We start from the raw sequence: 15,730 nt of genomic DNA, 5'->3' as shown, positions 1-15,730 counted from the left end.
AGCCCGGTTTCGGTTATGGGTTCGTTAGGATGTGTTGCCGTCGCTGAGTAACCTAGAGCGTATAATAGCCTGAAAACGAAGAAAGTCCGCCGGGAGGGGCGGACTTTCTAAGCTGTGGCGCTCCCTCCTGGGCTCGAACCAGGGACCCTCTGATTAACAGTCAGATGCTCTAACCGGCTGAGCTAAGGAAGCGGTTATGGCGGCGGTGTTTTGCCGTTGCTGGTGCAATATTAGAGCAAACTTTCGGAAGCTGCAAACATGTCTTTCGAAAATTTTCAGACTAATTTTCTAGTTAGTGATTGTCAGGAGGTTGCCGGAGAGGGCTGTGCTGTAGCGCCGGAGTGGTAAGGTTGCCGGGCCCGCTTCGGGCTGACCGGTAAAGCTGAACTGCGACTTGCAACACGGGTCATAAAGGCGCAGAAACGGCTCCACTTTCACCCGCGAACAGGTATCTAGGGGTTGATAAGGGCAATTACGCTCAAAGGCCAGGTACGAACTGGCGTTCTGCCGCACCACAATAATGCCCCGGACTCCGCCCCGGATGGTAATGGCCCCATTGTCAAAACGCAAAGCACTGTTCTGCTGATCTGTGAGGATAAGCTGTTCGTTGACTGCGGCCAGCGGAATCTGGGGCTGAGCGTCGCCGCCAGATGAGTTACAGGCAGGTAGCAGACCACTGATAGTCACCAAGAGTAACATAGAAGCAATGCGTTGGACCAGAGAAAGGAGCATAAGGCAGCGAGCTAAAGATGGGTAACGCTTGAGGGCAACTGGTAGGTATTAGGAAACCATGAGGCTCCTATTGCCTTGTGCATGAACGCAAAGCAGGAACAGTATGGCTACAAAAAAACTCCCGTCGGCCATTAGGCCAACGGGAACAGGGTTCATCTAAAAAAAGGCTTATTGCGCACTCTCGAACTGGCGCAGGAAGCGAGTGTCATTTTCGGTGAACAGGCGCAGGTCTTTGATCTGATACTTGAGCATGGTGATGCGCTCAATGCCCATGCCCCAGGCGTAGCCCGAGTACCGCTCCGGGTCGATGCCCGACTGCTCCAGCACGGCGGGGTCTACCATACCGCAACCGCCAATTTCTACCCAACCGGTGCCTTTGCAGATGTTACAGCCCTTGCCTTTGCAGATCAGGCAGGTGATGTCGATTTCGGCGGAAGGCTCGGTGAACGGAAAGAACGACGGCCGGAACCGCACCTCCATATCACTCCCAAACAACTCCTGCACGAAGTAGTACACGGTCTGCTTCAGGTCAGCGAAGCTCACGTTTTCATCAATGAACAGGGCCTCCACTTGATGGAACATCATGTGGGCGCGGGCGGAAATGGCCTCGTTGCGGTACACCCGACCCGGCATGATGCTGCGGATAGGCGGCTGTTGCGACTTCATCACCCGCACCTGCACGGGGCTGGTGTGCGTACGCAGCACCCACTCCGGCTCTCCGGCCTCGCGGCGCACGAAAAACGTGTCCTGCATGTCGCGGGCGGGGTGGTTTTCGGGGAAATTGAGGGCTGTGAAGTTGTGCCAGTCATCCTCGATTTCCGGTCCTTCGGCCACGTTGAAGCCAATGCGGGCCAGGATGCGCACAATTTCCTCGCGCACTAGGCTCAGTGGGTGGCGGGTGCCCAGGGCCTGCGGAACAGTGGGCAGGGTGTAGTCGAACGTGGGGTCGGCGGGGGCGTTGGCGCTGGCCGCTTCCAGCTCCTGCTGGCGCTGCTCGAAGCGCGTCTGAGCGGCCTGCTTCAGTTGGTTGAGTTCCTGACCCACGGCCCGGCGGTCCTCCTGCGGAACCGTTTTGAGCTGATCGAACAGGTCAGCCAGCTGGCCCTTGCGGCCGGTGTAGGCAATGCGGAACTGGTCGAGCTGTTCCGCCGAAGTCAGGTCGTAGGCCTCAATTTCTGCCCGTACGCGGGCAATGGTATCCTGCATCATACCACAAAGGTAAGTTGATTGAGCATTGTTGATAACGGATTGTGTCGGGCAGGAGAAAAACAGTATTTCAGGCTTCACAGGCCGGTGTTTTCTGTTTTTTCAGCCGGAAAAAGAAATTGGTACGGTTGCTGCAAAGAACCGGATACAAGCGGCACAGGGCACTGAACGTGGGGCGCCACCCGTCAGTCGGCCGATGCAGAAGCCCCGGCCTATACCGGGCGTATTATCTACTTTCTCGACTTTCCTTCCGATGAAACGGTTTTTCTTTGCCGCAGCCGTAGCTGCCGCCTTCTTCAGTGCGCCCCAGGCCCAGGCCCAAACCAGCAAAAAAGTGCCGGCTGCCAAAGCTGCCAATACCAGCGTGGCTCCGGCCGCTACTGCTGCCGATGATGGGTGGGGCTGGAGCGATACGCAGGCCGAGCGGGCTGTACCCGAAGTGTCAGGTTGGGACCTGCCCGCCGCCCAGACGGCCACTGCTGCGCCCGAGGCTGACCCCATGATGCAGTCATCAGGGGTGCTGGTGGCCCCCGGCATGAGCTCGTCGCCGTACCGAGGCACCAGCACCGACTACCACGGCCGGCCCGTTGTTAAAGCCAAATCCAAGCGTCCTCGCTCCGTGGAAATTGCCCAGACCGACCCCATGATGCAGTCGTCGGGCGTGATGCTGGCTCCCGGCATGAATACGGCTCCGTATCGGAGCGTAAGCACCGATTACAATGGCCGCCCGCTGCGCAAAGTCTCCGCGAACAACACCGTCACCTCCCAACAGCCCGCCGACAGCTCAACGGTAGCCGCTGGCTGGTAAAAATGCCTTGGTGGAAGAATGAACTAACTGCCCGCCCGGCATAGCCGTGGTTGGGCAGTTGTCGTATGCAGGAGTGCTAACGTTTTTGTTTTTAATCGTTTAGTTCGCTGCTGATGAAAAACCGATTGTTACCTTTCGTGCTACTGGCCGTTGCCTGGCTGGTAGCTGATGTACTTGCCGCCACACAGCAAACCAAGCCAACGGCGCGGACCAAAACTGCTTACCATCGGACTACTGGTCCACGCACCAAAGCCCGTTCTGGAGCCTACGCCCGTTACGACCGAAGTACCCGCCGCGACGAGGAAAACCTGAAGCTGGCGCCCGGATTGCGGCTGAATATGCCCAGCCCACCAACCACCGACTACATGGGCCGGCCTCTGAAAAAAGCAGTGAAAAAACCGGTGGGCTCTGCTACTACCATATCGGCTGGGAAACCGTAGGGGCGTGAAAGGCCGTAAGGTGGCCTCTAAGGTAATAAAAATTACCCGGCAACGTTGCCTTTAAGTGGCAGAACACTTGAGAATTACCACATTTCAGCAAGCGCGGGGAACTTCCCGCTCCTGGCTACGTTTGGCCAAAATGTGTGGCGGGGGTTTTGGGCCCGCGCGGGGTGCCGTACCTTTGCGGTAAGAAGCTGCTTATTATTCTGTTCCATGACTCGACAAATTCTCCCGCTCCTCCTGTTAGGCAGCGTACTGATAGCCGCTCCGGCGGTGGCCCAGAAGAAGAAAGCTGATGACGGCTGGGGTTCTTCGGATGGCTGGGGGGCACCGGCCGCAAAGCCAGCGGCTAAAAAAGCTACTACTACCAAAACCGTTGCTCCCAAAGCAGCCGTAGCACCTACTCCAGAACCCGCTGCTACTCCGGCTCCTGCCGCTGCTCCGGCTGGTGGCGAATGGGGTGCCAGCGGTGGGGCGGCTGGCGGCGGTGCCGCCGCTGCTCCGGCTCCTGAAATGCAACCCATCGGGGCCAGCCTGGCCCCGGGCTTTACGGCCGCTCCTTCGCGCCGCGTAACTACCGACTACCGGGGACGTCCTCTGGCCCCATACATCCGCCGTTCAGTGCGCACCTCTGACCCGGTGCCGCCTACCCCAGCGCCCGCTCCCATTGTAGCTCCCGAGCCCGAACCTGCTCCGGTGGCAGTTGAGCCTACGCCTGCTCCCAAAACGGCTAGTGCCGCTGGTGCTTCGGCCGACACGAAGGCAGGTGGTGCTACGGCTACCAAAAAAGCCGCCGCGCCGGTTAAGAAAGCAGCTGCCCCCAAGAAAAAAGCCGATGACGGCTGGGGTGGCGGCGGCAGCGGCTGGTAGGCTGACGCCAACGCAAAAACAATACAAAAAAGCCCGCCTGGTTTTCACCAGGCGGGCTTTTTTGTGGCTGAATGTAGCGGTTATGCTTCGGCTACTTCCTCCGTTACCACTGGTTCGGCCACAGGATGGGCGCGGTAGTAGAGGGTACTGCAATTGGTAGGCCGCAACACCTCTTGGGCGGCCGCCAACACCTGCGCTGCCGTTACGGCCTGCACTTTGGCGCTTTCCTGGTTTACCAGGTTGGCGTCGCCGAGGAGCTTGCTGAAGGCCAAGTTCATGGCTCGGTTCAGCAGTTCAATCTCACTGAACACGATGCTGACCTCGGCCTGGTTCTTGACCTTTTCCAGCTCTTCGGTCGGAATTTCGGCGGCACTTATTTCGGCCAGCACGGCTTCGATGGCGGCATCGGCTTCTTCCAGCGTGACGCCCGCGTTTAGCTTGCCGCTGACCACCAGCAGGCCCGGCTCAAACGACCCCATCACGGAGGCTGACAGCGAGTTAAACAACGGCCGCTCTTTTACCAGCTGCTGGTACAACCGGCTCGACTTGCCCCGGCCCAGCACATCCGACAGCAAATCGGCGGCGTGGTAGGCGGGTTCGCCCCGGCCGGGCATGTGGTACACCTTGTAGAGGGCCGACATCGGCACGTCGGCCGATATCTCCAGGAAGCGGGCTTCCTCCTGGCGGGGCTCCGTGGTTAGGTTTCGCTTGTAGCGGGTGCCGCCGGGGATGGGTCCGAACCACTTTTCGGCCAACCGCTGGGCTTCGGCCACCGTCACGTCGCCGGCCACTACCAGAATGGCATTGGCGGGCGAGTAATGCTTGGCAAAAAAGTCGCGCACTTGCTGCATGGTGGCGTCTTCGATGTGCGCTACCTCCTTGCCGATAGTGGCCCACTGGTAGGGATGGTGCTGGTAGGCCAGGGGCCGCAGCTTCAGCCAGACGTCGCCGTAGGGCTGGTTCAGGTAGTTCTGCTTGAACTCCTCCACCACTACTTTGCGCTGCACTTCCAGTCCGTTCTCGGAGAAAGCCAGGTTCAGCATCCTATCCGATTCCAGCCAGAAACCAGTTTCCAGGTTGGCCGCTGGCAGGGTGAGGTAATAGTTGGTGATGTCGGGAGAGGTAAAGGCGTTGTTCTCACCGCCCACCAGCTGCAGGGGCTCGTCGTAGCTGGGGATGTTCACGGAGCCCGAGAACATCAGGTGCTCGAACAGGTGGGCGAAGCCGGTGTGGGCCGGGTCTTCGTCGCGAGAGCCCACGTTGTAAAGCACATTGAGCACGGCCATGGGCGTGCTGTGATCTTCATGGACGATGCAGCGCAGGCCGTTGGCGAGGGTGAATTCTTCGAAATGGATCATGCAGGGAAAGTCGGGAAGGAAACGGCCGAATGGGCCGGCAAGGTATACAACCGGGAGCCCAAAACAGAAGTTTCCGGCTCCCGGCAGCTGCTATACGCAGCCGAGCTACAACGTGGCCCGCACGCCCACCAGAAACGTGCGCGCCACCGGATAGGCCCCCACGTCCAGGCCGGCCTGCTGGTTGTCAGAGCCGGCGGAGCTGACGTTGGGGTCGTAGCCCCGGTACTTCGAGAGCACCAGCAGGTTCTGACCGCCCAGCCACACCTGCACGTTGCGGGCGTCTTTCTCCCACACCTTGTAGCTGAACGTCAAGGCCGAAAGCCGCATATGGTTGCCCGATTGCAGGGTGTAGTTACTGAACGCCGACAGGTTGGTGCCCGCCACTGGTACCTCGGTGCCCATGTTAGTGGGCGTCCAACGGTCCAGCACCCGGCTTGAGGCGTTGGTGAAGCCGCTGGTAGCATCCAGGTATTGCAGACCGGTGTTGTACATCTGGTAGCCGAACATCCCATCGGCCTGCAGCTGCGCCTCAAACCGGCCCAGCGTCAACTGCTGACTAAAGCTGAGCAACTGCCGGGGCAGGCCGTTGCCCAGCGGTTGCCGGTCCTGGAAATCAACCTGCCCGTTGCCGTTCACATCCTCGTAGCGCGGGTTGCCGGTAGCATCCAAGCCCTGGGTGCGGAGCCCGTAAAATGTGCCGATGGATTGCCCGTCGAGGGTGCGCTGGTAGGGAAAGAAATAGGTCGTGGTAGTAGTGGTTTCGTACCGGTTGCGGTTGGCAGCGACGGCCAGCCGGCTCGTGCCCTGCACCTGGCCGGCCTGCCAGTTGCCTTGCAGCGTCAGTTCCAGGCCGGTGTTACGGAGGTAGTCATCGGTGAGCGTGCCCGGCGACGTCAGCAGGCCCGGCGCGCGTACCGTGCTGGTGGTGCGGCGGGCGTAGGTCTGGGCCGTTGCGGTGAGGCGGCTGTTAAACAGGCTAGCTTCAATGCCCGCGTCCAACTGCTGGGTTTGCTCGGGCAGAAACACCGGTACTGCCTGCCCCACGCCGCCCTGCCCCGGCACCAGAATCTGGAAGTAGTTACGCCCGTTGTTGCCCGCTCCCGAGGTGCGGCCCCACCCCACCCACACGTCCAGCGTGCCGGGGGGCGAGGTCCAGAAATTTTCCTTGGCCGCGTGCCAGCGCACCTGCGCGCCCGGCAGCCAGTCCCACCGCTCCGTCGGGGCGAAGGTGCTGTTGGCGTCACGGCGCAGCGTCCCCTGCACCTGGTACCGCTCGGCGAAGGTGTAGCCGGCCGTGAGCTGGTAGAAATTCTGGCGGGCCTGGGCGGTGCTGCCGCTTGCGCTCAAGCTGCCGGATGGAGAACCGGGCACGTAGCGGAATTGCTCGGTAGTAATTTCCCGGTCCTGCCGCTGGGCTTCCAGACTGGCCGTTACCGCGTGCCGCTCCCCGCCAAAGCTACGGGCGAAGCGCAAAGCCGGGTGCAGCACCCACTGCCGGTAAGTGGAGGTGAGGTTGCCACTCTCCCCGGCCGGGAACGTGGAAAAAGCCGACTGGTAGGAGCGGCTACGCAGCGTGGCCCGTTCCAAATTACCGCGCACATCCAGCGTAAGGCCGTTTGTCAGCTCGTAGCGGGCTCCCAGCTGGGCCAGCAGCCGTTGCTGCTCCGGCGTCTGGTAGTTCTGCTGGGCTTGGTCGATTGGGTTCACGTAGTAGCCGGGGTTGGGATTATCGGTCGGCGACTGGGTGGGCGGGGTGAGCAATGCATCCTGCGAAGCGTAGTAGGCGGGCACGCGCTGCTCGGTCTGGCTGAAGCTGCCGGTACCGTCCAGGTACAGGTGCTGGCCGATGCGCTGGTTGAGGGCGGCGTGGGCGGCGTAGCGGCGCAGCCGCGAGTTCAGCACCACGCCCTGCTGGCTCAGATAATCAGCCGAAGCGTAATAACGGGTGGTGGCCGTGCCGCCGCCCAGGCCCAGGTGGTGCTCCTGCACGGCGGCCGTGCGCAATAGCTCATCCTGCCAGTCCGTGCCTTGGCCCAGGGCCGCCAGCTGGGGGGCGGAGAACGGGGCCGGCTGCCCGGACCGCAGCGCTACCTCGTTGCGCAGAGCGGCGTACTGGCGGGCATTTAGCAGCTCGTAGCGGTTGCGGACCTGCTGCACCCCGCCGTAGCCGGCGTAGCGCAGGCGTGGCTTGCCCTGGGTGCCCCGTTTGGTCGTAATCTTGATAACGCCATTGATGCCCTGGGAGCCGTAGAGCGCGGTTTCGTAGGCTCCTTTCAGAATTTCCACCTGCTCAATATCCTCATTGGGAATGCTCAGCAGCGGGTTTACGTCCAGCTCCTCCACCTCGGCCGGCACCACGCCCAAGGGCGAGGTGGTGGTGTTGGGCCGGAACGTGTGCTGAAATACCGGTACCCCATCCACCACGTACAGCGGCTGCGCGTTGCCCGACAAGCTGGCCGCCCCCCGAATCCGCACCGCCATCTGCGCCCCTGGTGCCCCCGAGTACGGCGTGGCCTGCACCCCGGCTACTTGGCGGAGCTGCTCCTGAATAGGTTGGAAAGGGAGGGTGCGGTAGTAAGGAGGAGAATATATAGCAACACCGGCAACTCCACACATCAGTGTTTTGATAGCGGGCAAACTGTCCGGCCGTACCACCACCCGGCGTGAAGCCAAGGTATCGGGCTGTTGGGCCAGGGTGGGGATGGATAGCGGCAGCAACAGGCCGAGGGAGTAGAGTCGCATCATGCGGATAGGATAGGGCCGGGAATCGGGCCCCGAAGATAGATGCCGCGTGCCGGCCGATTCCACAAACCGGCGGCTATAATTTCCCATCCCGCCCAAACCCGTACTTTTGGCCCCACCCACCAAACTCAGCCACTTCCCGATGCACTTCGACCGCAAGGACTACTCGAACGAAACCCTGCTCCACCTCTACCAGCACCTGCTCAAGCCGCGCATGATTGAGGAGAAAATGCTCATTCTGCTCCGCCAGGGCAAAGTGAGCAAGTGGTTTTCGGGCATCGGGCAGGAGGCCATTTCGGTGGGCAGCACCATGGCTCTGGACTCTGATGAGTACATTCTACCCCTGCACCGCAACCTGGGCGTATTCACGGGCCGCAACGTGCCCCTCGACCGGTTGTTTGCGCAGTGGCAGGGCAAAACCCACGGCTTCAGCAAGGGCCGCGACCGGTCGTTCCACTTTGGCACCAACGAGCACCACATCGTGGGCATGATTTCGCACCTGGGCCCGCAGCTGGCCGTGGCCGGCGGCATTGCCCTGGCCGATACGCTGGAGGACCGCCCCAAAGTAACCGTGACCTACAGCGGCGACGGTGGCGCTTCGGAAGGCGACTTCCACGAGGCCCTGAACGTGGCGGCCGTGTGGCAGCTGCCGGTCATCTTTATCATTGAAAACAACGGCTACGGCCTTAGCACCCCCAGCAACGAGCAGTTCCGCTTCCGCTACTTCGTGGACAAGGGACCAGCCTACGGCATGGAAGCCGTGCAGGTAGACGGCAACAACGTGCTGGAAGTGTACGACACCGTGCGCCGCCTAGCCGAGGACCTGCGCCAGAACCCCCGCCCCGTACTGCTGGAGGCCCTCACCTTCCGCATGCGCGGCCACGAGGAAGCCAGCGGCACCAAGTACGTGCCCCAGGAGCTGTTTGAGCAGTGGGCCCAGAAAGACCCGGTAGAGAACTACGAGAAGTGGCTCCTCCAGGAAGGCATCCTCGACGAAGAAGCCCGCATGCGCTTCCGCGAAACCATCAAGCGCGAAATCGAAGAAGGCCTGCGCGTAGCTGACGCCGAGCCCATGCCCACCGCCAGCCTGAAGCAGGAAGTGGGCGACATGTACCGCGCCTTCGAGCCGGATTCGGCCCTGAATCTGCCAACTGACAACGAGCAACCAACCACCGATAAGCGCTACGTGGATGCCATCAGTGACGGGCTGCGCCAGAGCATGGAACGCTACCCCGAGCTGGTGCTCATGGGCCAGGATATTGCCGAGTACGGCGGCGTATTCAAGATTACCGACGGCTTCGTGGCGCAGTTTGGCAAGGGCCGGGTGCGCAACACGCCCCTCTGCGAATCGGCTATTGTGGGCGCGGGCTTAGGCCTGAGCATCAAGGGTAAGAAGGCCATGGTGGAAATGCAGTTCGCCGATTTCGTGACCTGCGGCTTCAACCAGATTGTGAACAACCTGGCCAAAAGCCACTACCGCTGGGGCCAGAACGCCGACGTGGTGGTGCGCATGCCCACCGGGGCCGGCACCGCCGCCGGCCCGTTCCACTCGCAAAGCAACGAGGCCTGGTTTACCCACACGCCCGGCCTGAAAGTGGTGTACCCCTCGAACCCCGTAGATGCCAAGGGCCTGCTCTGCGCCGCCTTCGAGGACCCCAACCCGGTGATGTACTTCGAGCACAAGCTGCTCTACCGCAGCATTTCGGCCCCCGTGCCTGATGTATATTACACCACGCCCATCGGGAAGGCCGCGCTGGTGCGCGAGGGCGAGGAAATGAGCATCATCACTTACGGCGCGGGCGTGCACTGGGCCCTGGCCCTGGCCGAGGAAATCGGGCTGTCGGCGGATATTCTGGACCTGCGCACCCTGCTGCCCTGGGATGAGGAAGCCGTGCGCCAGACGGTGGAGAAAAACGGCCGCGTGATTCTGCTCCATGAAGACACCCTGACCGGCGGCCTGGCCGGCGAAATCGGGGCCTGGATTGCCGAGCACTGCTTCCGCAGCCTCGACGCGCCCATCCTGCGCGTGGCCTCCCTGGATACGGCCGTGCCCTTCGCACCCCCGCTGGAAAAGCAGTTCCTGCCCCAGCAGCGCCTCCGCGAAGCCGTGGCCAAGTTGCGCAGCTACTAGCCGCCAGACCGGAGCATTCCGTACTTTGCTGCCCTAACCCGCTGCCCGCCAGCTTCCTCACGTATCATGAAATTACCCGGTCCTTTTCGTCGCCTGAGTGTAGGTCTGCTGGCTGCTGCGTTGCTGCTGGCCGCGCCGGCCTGCCACAGCTACCGGATTCCGAACCCCCAGGGTCCTCCCCAGCCAAAGTCGAAAAAGGCCAAGAATCCCGATAACGAATCGGCTGACGGCCGGGTGCTGGACGTAGAGAAGGAGGCCGTGAAAACCCAGAAGAACAGCTACGATAAACAGGGCCTGCTCAAGAAGCCCAAAATGGAGCGTCGCCGCCTGAAGCGCAAAGTAGGGCAGCGCAAATTCCTGGGGATTACGCTGCCGTTTTAAACAAATCGGCCGTTTCCCGCTCTCATTACCGCAGCTGGTACCTGCTGCGCCCGTGTCGCCATTTCTCCCACCGTTCTACGCTACTGTATGCGCTACTTCCTGTTCAACACGTTTCTGCTGCTGGGCCTCGCCAGCACGCCAGCCTGGGCCCAGTTGGAATCTACCAGTCCGGCCCAGCAGCGCGTGGCCAACCGCAAGGCCCTACGCGACGCCGACAAGTTCAACGCCAAGTACAAGGACTCGCACCTGACCGTGACCAAGGAGGAACTCAAGCACCAGGGCGCGGGCAAGCAGGAAGTGCTGGCCCCGCCGCCCGGGCAGGCCAGCTACCAGTTCGACCGGGACGGCACGCCGCGCGTAAGCGAACCATCCCGCATCAATTTGCGTCTGCGGAAGAAGCGCGACGTAACCCGGGCGCAATAATTTTTCAGCGAATTCTCCTTATGACCCCCTGGCAACCCCTCACCCAATCCGAGCAGCTCACCGACATCGTCCGCGAATCGTTTGAGCAGCCGGTCATCATCTTCAAGCACAGCACCACCTGCTCCATCAGCGCGGCAGCCAAGGGCAAGGTAGAGCGGCAGTGGGCCGGTGCCGGCCTCGACAACGCTAAAATCTACTACCTCGATCTGCTACGCTTCCGCCCCATTTCTCAGGAAATAGCCCAGAAGTTCAGCGTCCACCACGAGTCACCCCAACTGCTGCTCATCCAGAACGGCGAATGCACCCTCGACTCCTCGCACATGGCCATCAAGCTCAGCGAGGTGAAGGAGCTGGTAGGGTAAAGGCGAAATTGTGAACGGTGAAGTTGTGAGCTGCTGAGCTTTTCACAACTTCACCGTTCACAATTTCACCCTTGGTACTCGAACCGAACTTCCTGGCGGATTTCCGGGTTCAGGCTCAGGGCTACCGGGCAGGTACGGGCGGCGTTTTCGAGGATGGTGCGCTCCTTTTCCGGGAGCGAGGCCGGCAGCCGAAACGTCACGTCAAGCTGCCCGATGCGGCGCGGGTCGGCCAGCATGTGCTTGGTCACGTCCCAGCTGACGCCCGTCAGGTCCACGCCGTGCCGCTCGGCCACGATGCCCATAATGGTCATCATGCAGGAGCCCAGCGCGGCACTCACGAGGTCGGTGGGGGAGAAGGCCTCACCCCGGCCGTGGTTATCCACGGGCGCATCGGTGAGAATAGTATTGCCCGAGGCTACGTGGGTAGCTTCGGTGCGCAGGTGGCCGGCGTAGCGGGCAGTGGCTGTGCTCATGGTATGGTGAAATTAGAACCTAAGTATGCACGCAAATTTACGTACTTTCGATAGGGTTGGCGGCCGGAAGCTGCTGAGCCAGCATTCTTCCCACCGCTTTCCTATTTCCCTGCAACCCGTGCGTACTTCGCTTGTTTTCGGCAGCAGCCTGCTGCTGGCTTTGTTGGGAGGCGGGACTACGGCCCAGGCTCAGCAAGCCCAAACCTCGGCTTCCAGCAACGATGAGCCATCCTACCGCAAGGAGTTTACGTATGGCATCAACTTTAACACCCGAGGCGGCCTGATTGGCGGGGCCTCCGTGCGGTCCACGCGTCTGCTCAACCAGGACTGGTTGCGGTTCTGGAGCATCGAAGCGGTGGAGATAAAGCACCCCAAGGAGCAGAAAGTGGGTACCCAGTACGGTGGCACCATTGTGTATGGCAAGAGCAACTACATGTTTGCTCTTCGCCCCTCGGTAGGTATTCAGCGGGTTATTTTCCGTAAAGCGCCCGATTCGGGGGTGCAGGTTAACGGATTGCTGAGCGGTGGGCCTTCCATTGGTCTGGTGATGCCGTATTACATCAGCTACGACTACTCTGACCGCACCACCAACCCCACTGCGCCGGCCACGGACATCCGCAACGAGCAGTACGACCCCATGATTCATCGTAATGAAGGGGCTATTGTGGACCGGGCACCGCTGTTTTCGGGTGTGGGTGAAACCAAGGCCCTGATAGGGGCGCACATCCGGGGCGCACTAAGCTTCGAATATGGCCGTTACCGCGACGCCGTGGCGGGGGTGGAAGTGGGCGCCCTGATAGAAGCCTACTCCAAAGCACCACCCATTATTCGGGTAGCAGGCGTGTCAGACGAATCACTCAATGACCGGTTTTTACCCTCTGTGTACCTGACAGTCTACCTCGGTAGTCGAAATTAACGGCTGCCTGATGCATCGGCCCCGACCCTGCGAGGGCCGGGGCCGATGCTTTTACCGCCTCGCCGAAACCCCCAGCCTGGTGGAATTGTCTTACCAGTGGAATTTTCCGCCACTCATTCCCCTTACCTTTGCAACATGGATGAACTGTTGCTGACTCTCCCCATCATTCAGCCCGAGGCGGCTGCCCCCGCCAAGCCGCGCAAACCGGATTGGTTGCGCGTGAAGCTGCCAGTGGGACCCGCTTACGCTAATGTCCGCCGGTTGGTGGATGAACATAAGCTGCATACTATCTGCGAAAGCGGCAACTGCCCGAATATGGGCGAGTGCTGGGGCGCGGGTACGGCCACGTTCATGATTCTGGGCAACGTGTGCACGCGTTCCTGCTCGTTCTGCGCCGTGGCTACCGGCCGCCCCAACGAGTATGACCTCGACGAGCCCCGCCGCGTGGCCGAAGCCATTCAGCTAATGGGCGTGAAGCACGCCGTACTTACCAGTGTGAACCGCGACGAGTTGAAAGACCGGGGTGCCAGCGTGTGGTACGAAACCGTGGTGCAAACCAAGCAGCTCAGCCCCGCCACTACCATCGAAACCCTGATTCCGGACGTGAAGGCCAACTGGGCCGCCTTGGAAACTATGATTGCCGGTGGTCAGGAAGTGGTGTCGCATAACATGGAAACCGTGGGCAGCCTCTACCGCCTCGTGCGCCCCCAGGCCAAGTACGACCGGAGCCTGGAGCAGATCCGGCGCACCAAGGAAGCCGGTAAACGTACCAAATCGGGCATTATGCTGGGCCTGGGCGAAAAGCAGGACGAAATGTACCAGGCCATGGACGACCTCGTAGCTAATGGCCTCGACATCCTGACGCTGGGCCAGTACTTGCAGCCGACCAAGCGCCACATTGAAGTAGCCGAGTTTATTCATCCCGACCTTTTCGCGCATTACAAGGAAGAAGGTTTACGCCGGGGCCTGAAGTATGTGGAAAGCGGCCCGCTGGTGCGGTCCAGCTACCACGCCGAGCGCCACGTCAACGTACCGATTTAAGCCTCCGCTTTCCTCCAGTTCTTACCCCGCTTCTGTCCGGAAGCGGGTTTTTTTATGCGTCGATACCTCTTGCATGAGACATATGAAAACGGGTAGCTTTGGCAGCGGGCACTAGCTGGTTTTTAGCTGCTGCAAAAGCAAAGGATATTCTACTCAACTAGTATAAGTCGAAAGTGAAAGAGTTTTTCCTGTTCCGGGGGCGGTTGCGCCGGCGGGCCTTTTGGGGTAGAGTAGGCAGTATCTATGCCATGGCAGTTGGTTCGTACGCCACACTATGCTACCTGGTGTTGCAACACGCCGCCGACCCTGACCTGGCAGAACTACTGAGTTACCTGCTACTACTGGTAGCCAGTGCCCTGGTGATTGTGCAGACGGTGAAGCGACTGCATGACACTGGTTTATCGGGCTGGTGGTGGTGGCTGCTGATAGTACCGTGGGCGGGCAATGCCTTTGGAATAGGTATTCCGCTGGTTGATGGCACTTCCGGTGCTAACCGCTTCGGTCCCGACCCCAAACGCCGGCCTGGGGTATCACCGCCTGAAGTTGTTGATGTAGCAATGGGAGCTGCTGAAATATAGAAAGGGCAGTTGCGTCACCGCAACTGCCCTTTCTATTCTTTTCATACTACCGGTACCTATTCTTACCGGCTGGCCTGGGAAGGTTGCCCATCCTGGGGCGGATAGTTGCCTAGAATGCTCGTGACAATGCGCTGCACTTCAGCCTCCGAAATCGTCTGCTGATCTACCTGGGCTTGGCCTTGGCCGCGCCACGCCAGCTCCTTCCGCTTGGCATCCACAAAGTCAAGGATAACGGTGCCGGCTTTGTAGTCAGTTACAAAACCTCGGTTGTAGAGGCTGCTGTAACCGTAGCCATACCCGTAGTAAGGGAAGCCATAGGGACTATATGCCCCACCGGTAGCCCGCTGCTTATCCTCCACACGGGCACTGTAGGCTACGTATACATCCGGGTTTTTCTCTACCATCGCCAGGCCTTTCTGCGCCAGTTGCTGCTCTACCGCCGTGCGGATGCGCTTGTCCAGAAACGACTCGTAGCCTTTGGCCGGGCCGCCTTCCGTATCGGTAGGTTGCTGCGGATACCACGCCCAGGTTCTGTAGGCACGGAAGTTTACAGAATGGTCAAAATCGGAGGTGACGCCTACGCGCGCCGTAGTAGCACAGCTGCTGACACCCAACAGCAGGCTCAGGCCCAGGGCTGAAAGAGCCAGCGGCCGGGCTAAAAAATGGGAAATGCGGTTCATATAAGAAAGGAAATCGGTGGGTTGAAGAGCGCCGGAAACGTGTGCCGCAGCACTAATAAGCGGCTCTGTCTGGTAAACGCTACAGCGTATACGGTCGTTCCGTTCGGAATGCTGCTTACCGAATAATTATCAGCGGATTGCCCTCGGCAAATTCCTTTTCATCTCGAAATATCTCTATCTTTTGCAGAGAAAATTTTCCCGCATTCGGTTGATATGAAAAAATACGTACTCTACTTCGGCAGCCTAGCCTTGCTGGCTTCCTGCAGTGCCTCCAAAGATGAATCCCGCTCCAATCGTACGTCTACTACTCCGGTAGCACATAATACTGTGGTGGAATGCATTCTGTATGATGGCATGACCAAGGATTCGCCCCAACTGACCACTATCGGTTCTGGTAACGAGGTGCAGGTGATGGACACCGTGGACGCGTACTTCCTGAAAGTGCGCGTAACGGCCAACGGTAAAACCCAGAACGGCTATATGTACCGCACCTGCTTCGGCAAATAGCGGGGTAGGAGTTGGTGCCTAGTGATTAGAAACGAACAAACAGAAAAAAGAGGCCCCACCGTAACCCGGCGGGGCCTCTTCC

The 15,730-nt window shown here is 60.2% G+C and carries 17 protein-coding genes and 1 tRNA gene; 11 read left to right on the top strand and 7 right to left on the bottom strand.

Going from position 1 to position 15,730, the window contains the following annotated elements:
• Positions 1 to 115: 115 nt before the first annotated feature.
• From HSW_RS20380 to pheS, 3 genes are all read right to left on the bottom strand, one after another.
• A tRNA-Asn gene (locus HSW_RS20380) sits at positions 116 to 192 on the bottom strand.
• 96 nt (positions 193 to 288) lie between these two features.
• Positions 289 to 732, bottom strand: a complete 444-nt coding sequence (locus tag HSW_RS20375) for a Rieske (2Fe-2S) protein (protein WP_155833082.1) — start codon at positions 730 to 732, stop codon at positions 289 to 291.
• A gap of 168 nt (positions 733 to 900) precedes the next feature.
• Positions 901 to 1,938 carry a phenylalanine--tRNA ligase subunit alpha gene (gene pheS / locus HSW_RS20370; protein ID WP_044005285.1) on the bottom strand — a complete coding sequence of 346 codons (1,038 nt, stop codon included), beginning with the start codon at positions 1,936 to 1,938 and terminating at the stop codon, positions 901 to 903.
• Between the two features lie 253 nt (positions 1,939 to 2,191).
• Between pheS and HSW_RS20365 the strand changes: the two genes are divergently transcribed.
• The 3 genes from HSW_RS20365 to HSW_RS20355 all read left to right on the top strand — a co-directional run bounded on the left by HSW_RS20365 (position 2,192) and on the right by HSW_RS20355 (position 4,056).
• On the top strand, positions 2,192 to 2,746 hold the full coding sequence (locus HSW_RS20365; protein WP_044003569.1) for a hypothetical protein: 555 nt from the start codon (positions 2,192 to 2,194) through the stop codon (positions 2,744 to 2,746).
• Between the two features lie 113 nt (positions 2,747 to 2,859).
• Positions 2,860 to 3,186, top strand: coding sequence for a hypothetical protein (locus HSW_RS20360; protein WP_044003568.1), 327 nt, complete (start codon positions 2,860 to 2,862; stop codon positions 3,184 to 3,186).
• Between the two features lie 213 nt (positions 3,187 to 3,399).
• Positions 3,400 to 4,056 (top strand): hypothetical protein, encoded by a 657-nt coding sequence (locus HSW_RS20355; protein ID WP_044003567.1) that lies wholly within the window; start codon positions 3,400 to 3,402, stop codon positions 4,054 to 4,056.
• Between the two features lie 80 nt (positions 4,057 to 4,136).
• Here HSW_RS20355 and HSW_RS20350 read toward each other — a convergent pair whose 3' ends face one another.
• Entirely contained in the window at positions 4,137 to 5,414 is a 1,278-nt protein-coding gene (locus tag HSW_RS20350; protein WP_044003566.1) for a M16 family metallopeptidase, read from the bottom strand.
• A 105-nt stretch (positions 5,415 to 5,519) separates the two neighbouring features.
• Positions 5,520 to 8,159, bottom strand: a complete 2,640-nt coding sequence (locus tag HSW_RS20345) for a SusC/RagA family TonB-linked outer membrane protein (protein WP_044003565.1) — start codon at positions 8,157 to 8,159, stop codon at positions 5,520 to 5,522.
• Positions 8,160 to 8,298: 139 nt separating this feature from the next.
• Here HSW_RS20345 and HSW_RS20340 point away from each other — a divergent pair, with 139 nt between their 5' ends.
• The 4 genes from HSW_RS20340 to ytxJ all read left to right on the top strand — a co-directional run bounded on the left by HSW_RS20340 (position 8,299) and on the right by ytxJ (position 11,453).
• The gene (locus tag HSW_RS20340; RefSeq protein WP_044003564.1) at positions 8,299 to 10,287 is read left to right on the top strand and encodes an alpha-ketoacid dehydrogenase subunit alpha/beta; all 1,989 of its coding nucleotides are present in this window, start codon (positions 8,299 to 8,301) and stop codon (positions 10,285 to 10,287) included.
• 66 nt (positions 10,288 to 10,353) lie between these two features.
• Positions 10,354 to 10,668, top strand: coding sequence for a hypothetical protein (locus tag HSW_RS20335; protein WP_155833080.1), 315 nt, complete (start codon positions 10,354 to 10,356; stop codon positions 10,666 to 10,668).
• A gap of 87 nt (positions 10,669 to 10,755) precedes the next feature.
• Positions 10,756 to 11,091 (top strand): hypothetical protein, encoded by a 336-nt coding sequence (locus tag HSW_RS20330; protein WP_044003562.1) that lies wholly within the window; start codon positions 10,756 to 10,758, stop codon positions 11,089 to 11,091.
• Positions 11,092 to 11,111: 20 nt separating this feature from the next.
• The gene (ytxJ, locus tag HSW_RS20325; RefSeq protein ID WP_044003560.1) at positions 11,112 to 11,453 is read left to right on the top strand and encodes a bacillithiol system redox-active protein YtxJ; all 342 of its coding nucleotides are present in this window, start codon (positions 11,112 to 11,114) and stop codon (positions 11,451 to 11,453) included.
• A 65-nt stretch (positions 11,454 to 11,518) separates the two neighbouring features.
• On the opposite strand, the gene HSW_RS20320 is transcribed toward ytxJ, so the two are convergent.
• A complete protein-coding gene (locus tag HSW_RS20320) occupies positions 11,519 to 11,926 on the bottom strand; it encodes an OsmC family protein (RefSeq protein WP_044003558.1) in 408 nt (135 codons plus the stop codon).
• Between the two features lie 118 nt (positions 11,927 to 12,044).
• Between HSW_RS20320 and HSW_RS20315 the strand changes: the two genes are divergently transcribed.
• The 3 genes from HSW_RS20315 (at position 12,045) to HSW_RS20305 (ending at position 14,461) form a co-directional block, all read left to right on the top strand.
• Positions 12,045 to 12,842, top strand: coding sequence for a hypothetical protein (locus HSW_RS20315; RefSeq protein WP_044003557.1), 798 nt, complete (start codon positions 12,045 to 12,047; stop codon positions 12,840 to 12,842).
• Positions 12,843 to 12,989: 147 nt separating this feature from the next.
• Positions 12,990 to 13,883: a lipoyl synthase gene (lipA, locus tag HSW_RS20310; protein WP_044005283.1), complete on the top strand. Its 894-nt coding sequence runs from the start codon at positions 12,990 to 12,992 to the stop codon at positions 13,881 to 13,883.
• A 173-nt stretch (positions 13,884 to 14,056) separates the two neighbouring features.
• Positions 14,057 to 14,461 carry a DUF805 domain-containing protein gene (locus HSW_RS20305; RefSeq protein WP_052346686.1) on the top strand — a complete coding sequence of 135 codons (405 nt, stop codon included), beginning with the start codon at positions 14,057 to 14,059 and terminating at the stop codon, positions 14,459 to 14,461.
• 62 nt (positions 14,462 to 14,523) lie between these two features.
• On the opposite strand, the gene HSW_RS20300 is transcribed toward HSW_RS20305, so the two are convergent.
• A complete protein-coding gene (locus HSW_RS20300; RefSeq protein ID WP_044003556.1) occupies positions 14,524 to 15,141 on the bottom strand; it encodes a DUF4136 domain-containing protein in 618 nt (205 codons plus the stop codon).
• Positions 15,142 to 15,354: 213 nt separating this feature from the next.
• On the opposite strand from HSW_RS20300, the gene HSW_RS20295 reads away from it, so the two are divergent.
• Positions 15,355 to 15,648: a lipoprotein gene (locus HSW_RS20295; RefSeq protein ID WP_044003555.1), complete on the top strand. Its 294-nt coding sequence runs from the start codon at positions 15,355 to 15,357 to the stop codon at positions 15,646 to 15,648.
• Positions 15,649 to 15,730: the final 82 nt, after the last annotated feature.

This window comes from Hymenobacter swuensis DY53 (assembly GCF_000576555.1).
Classification (GTDB): domain Bacteria; phylum Bacteroidota; class Bacteroidia; order Cytophagales; family Hymenobacteraceae; genus Hymenobacter; species Hymenobacter swuensis.
The sequence above is the reverse complement of the archived record's forward strand: the minus strand, read 5'-3'. Positions and strand labels throughout refer to the sequence as shown.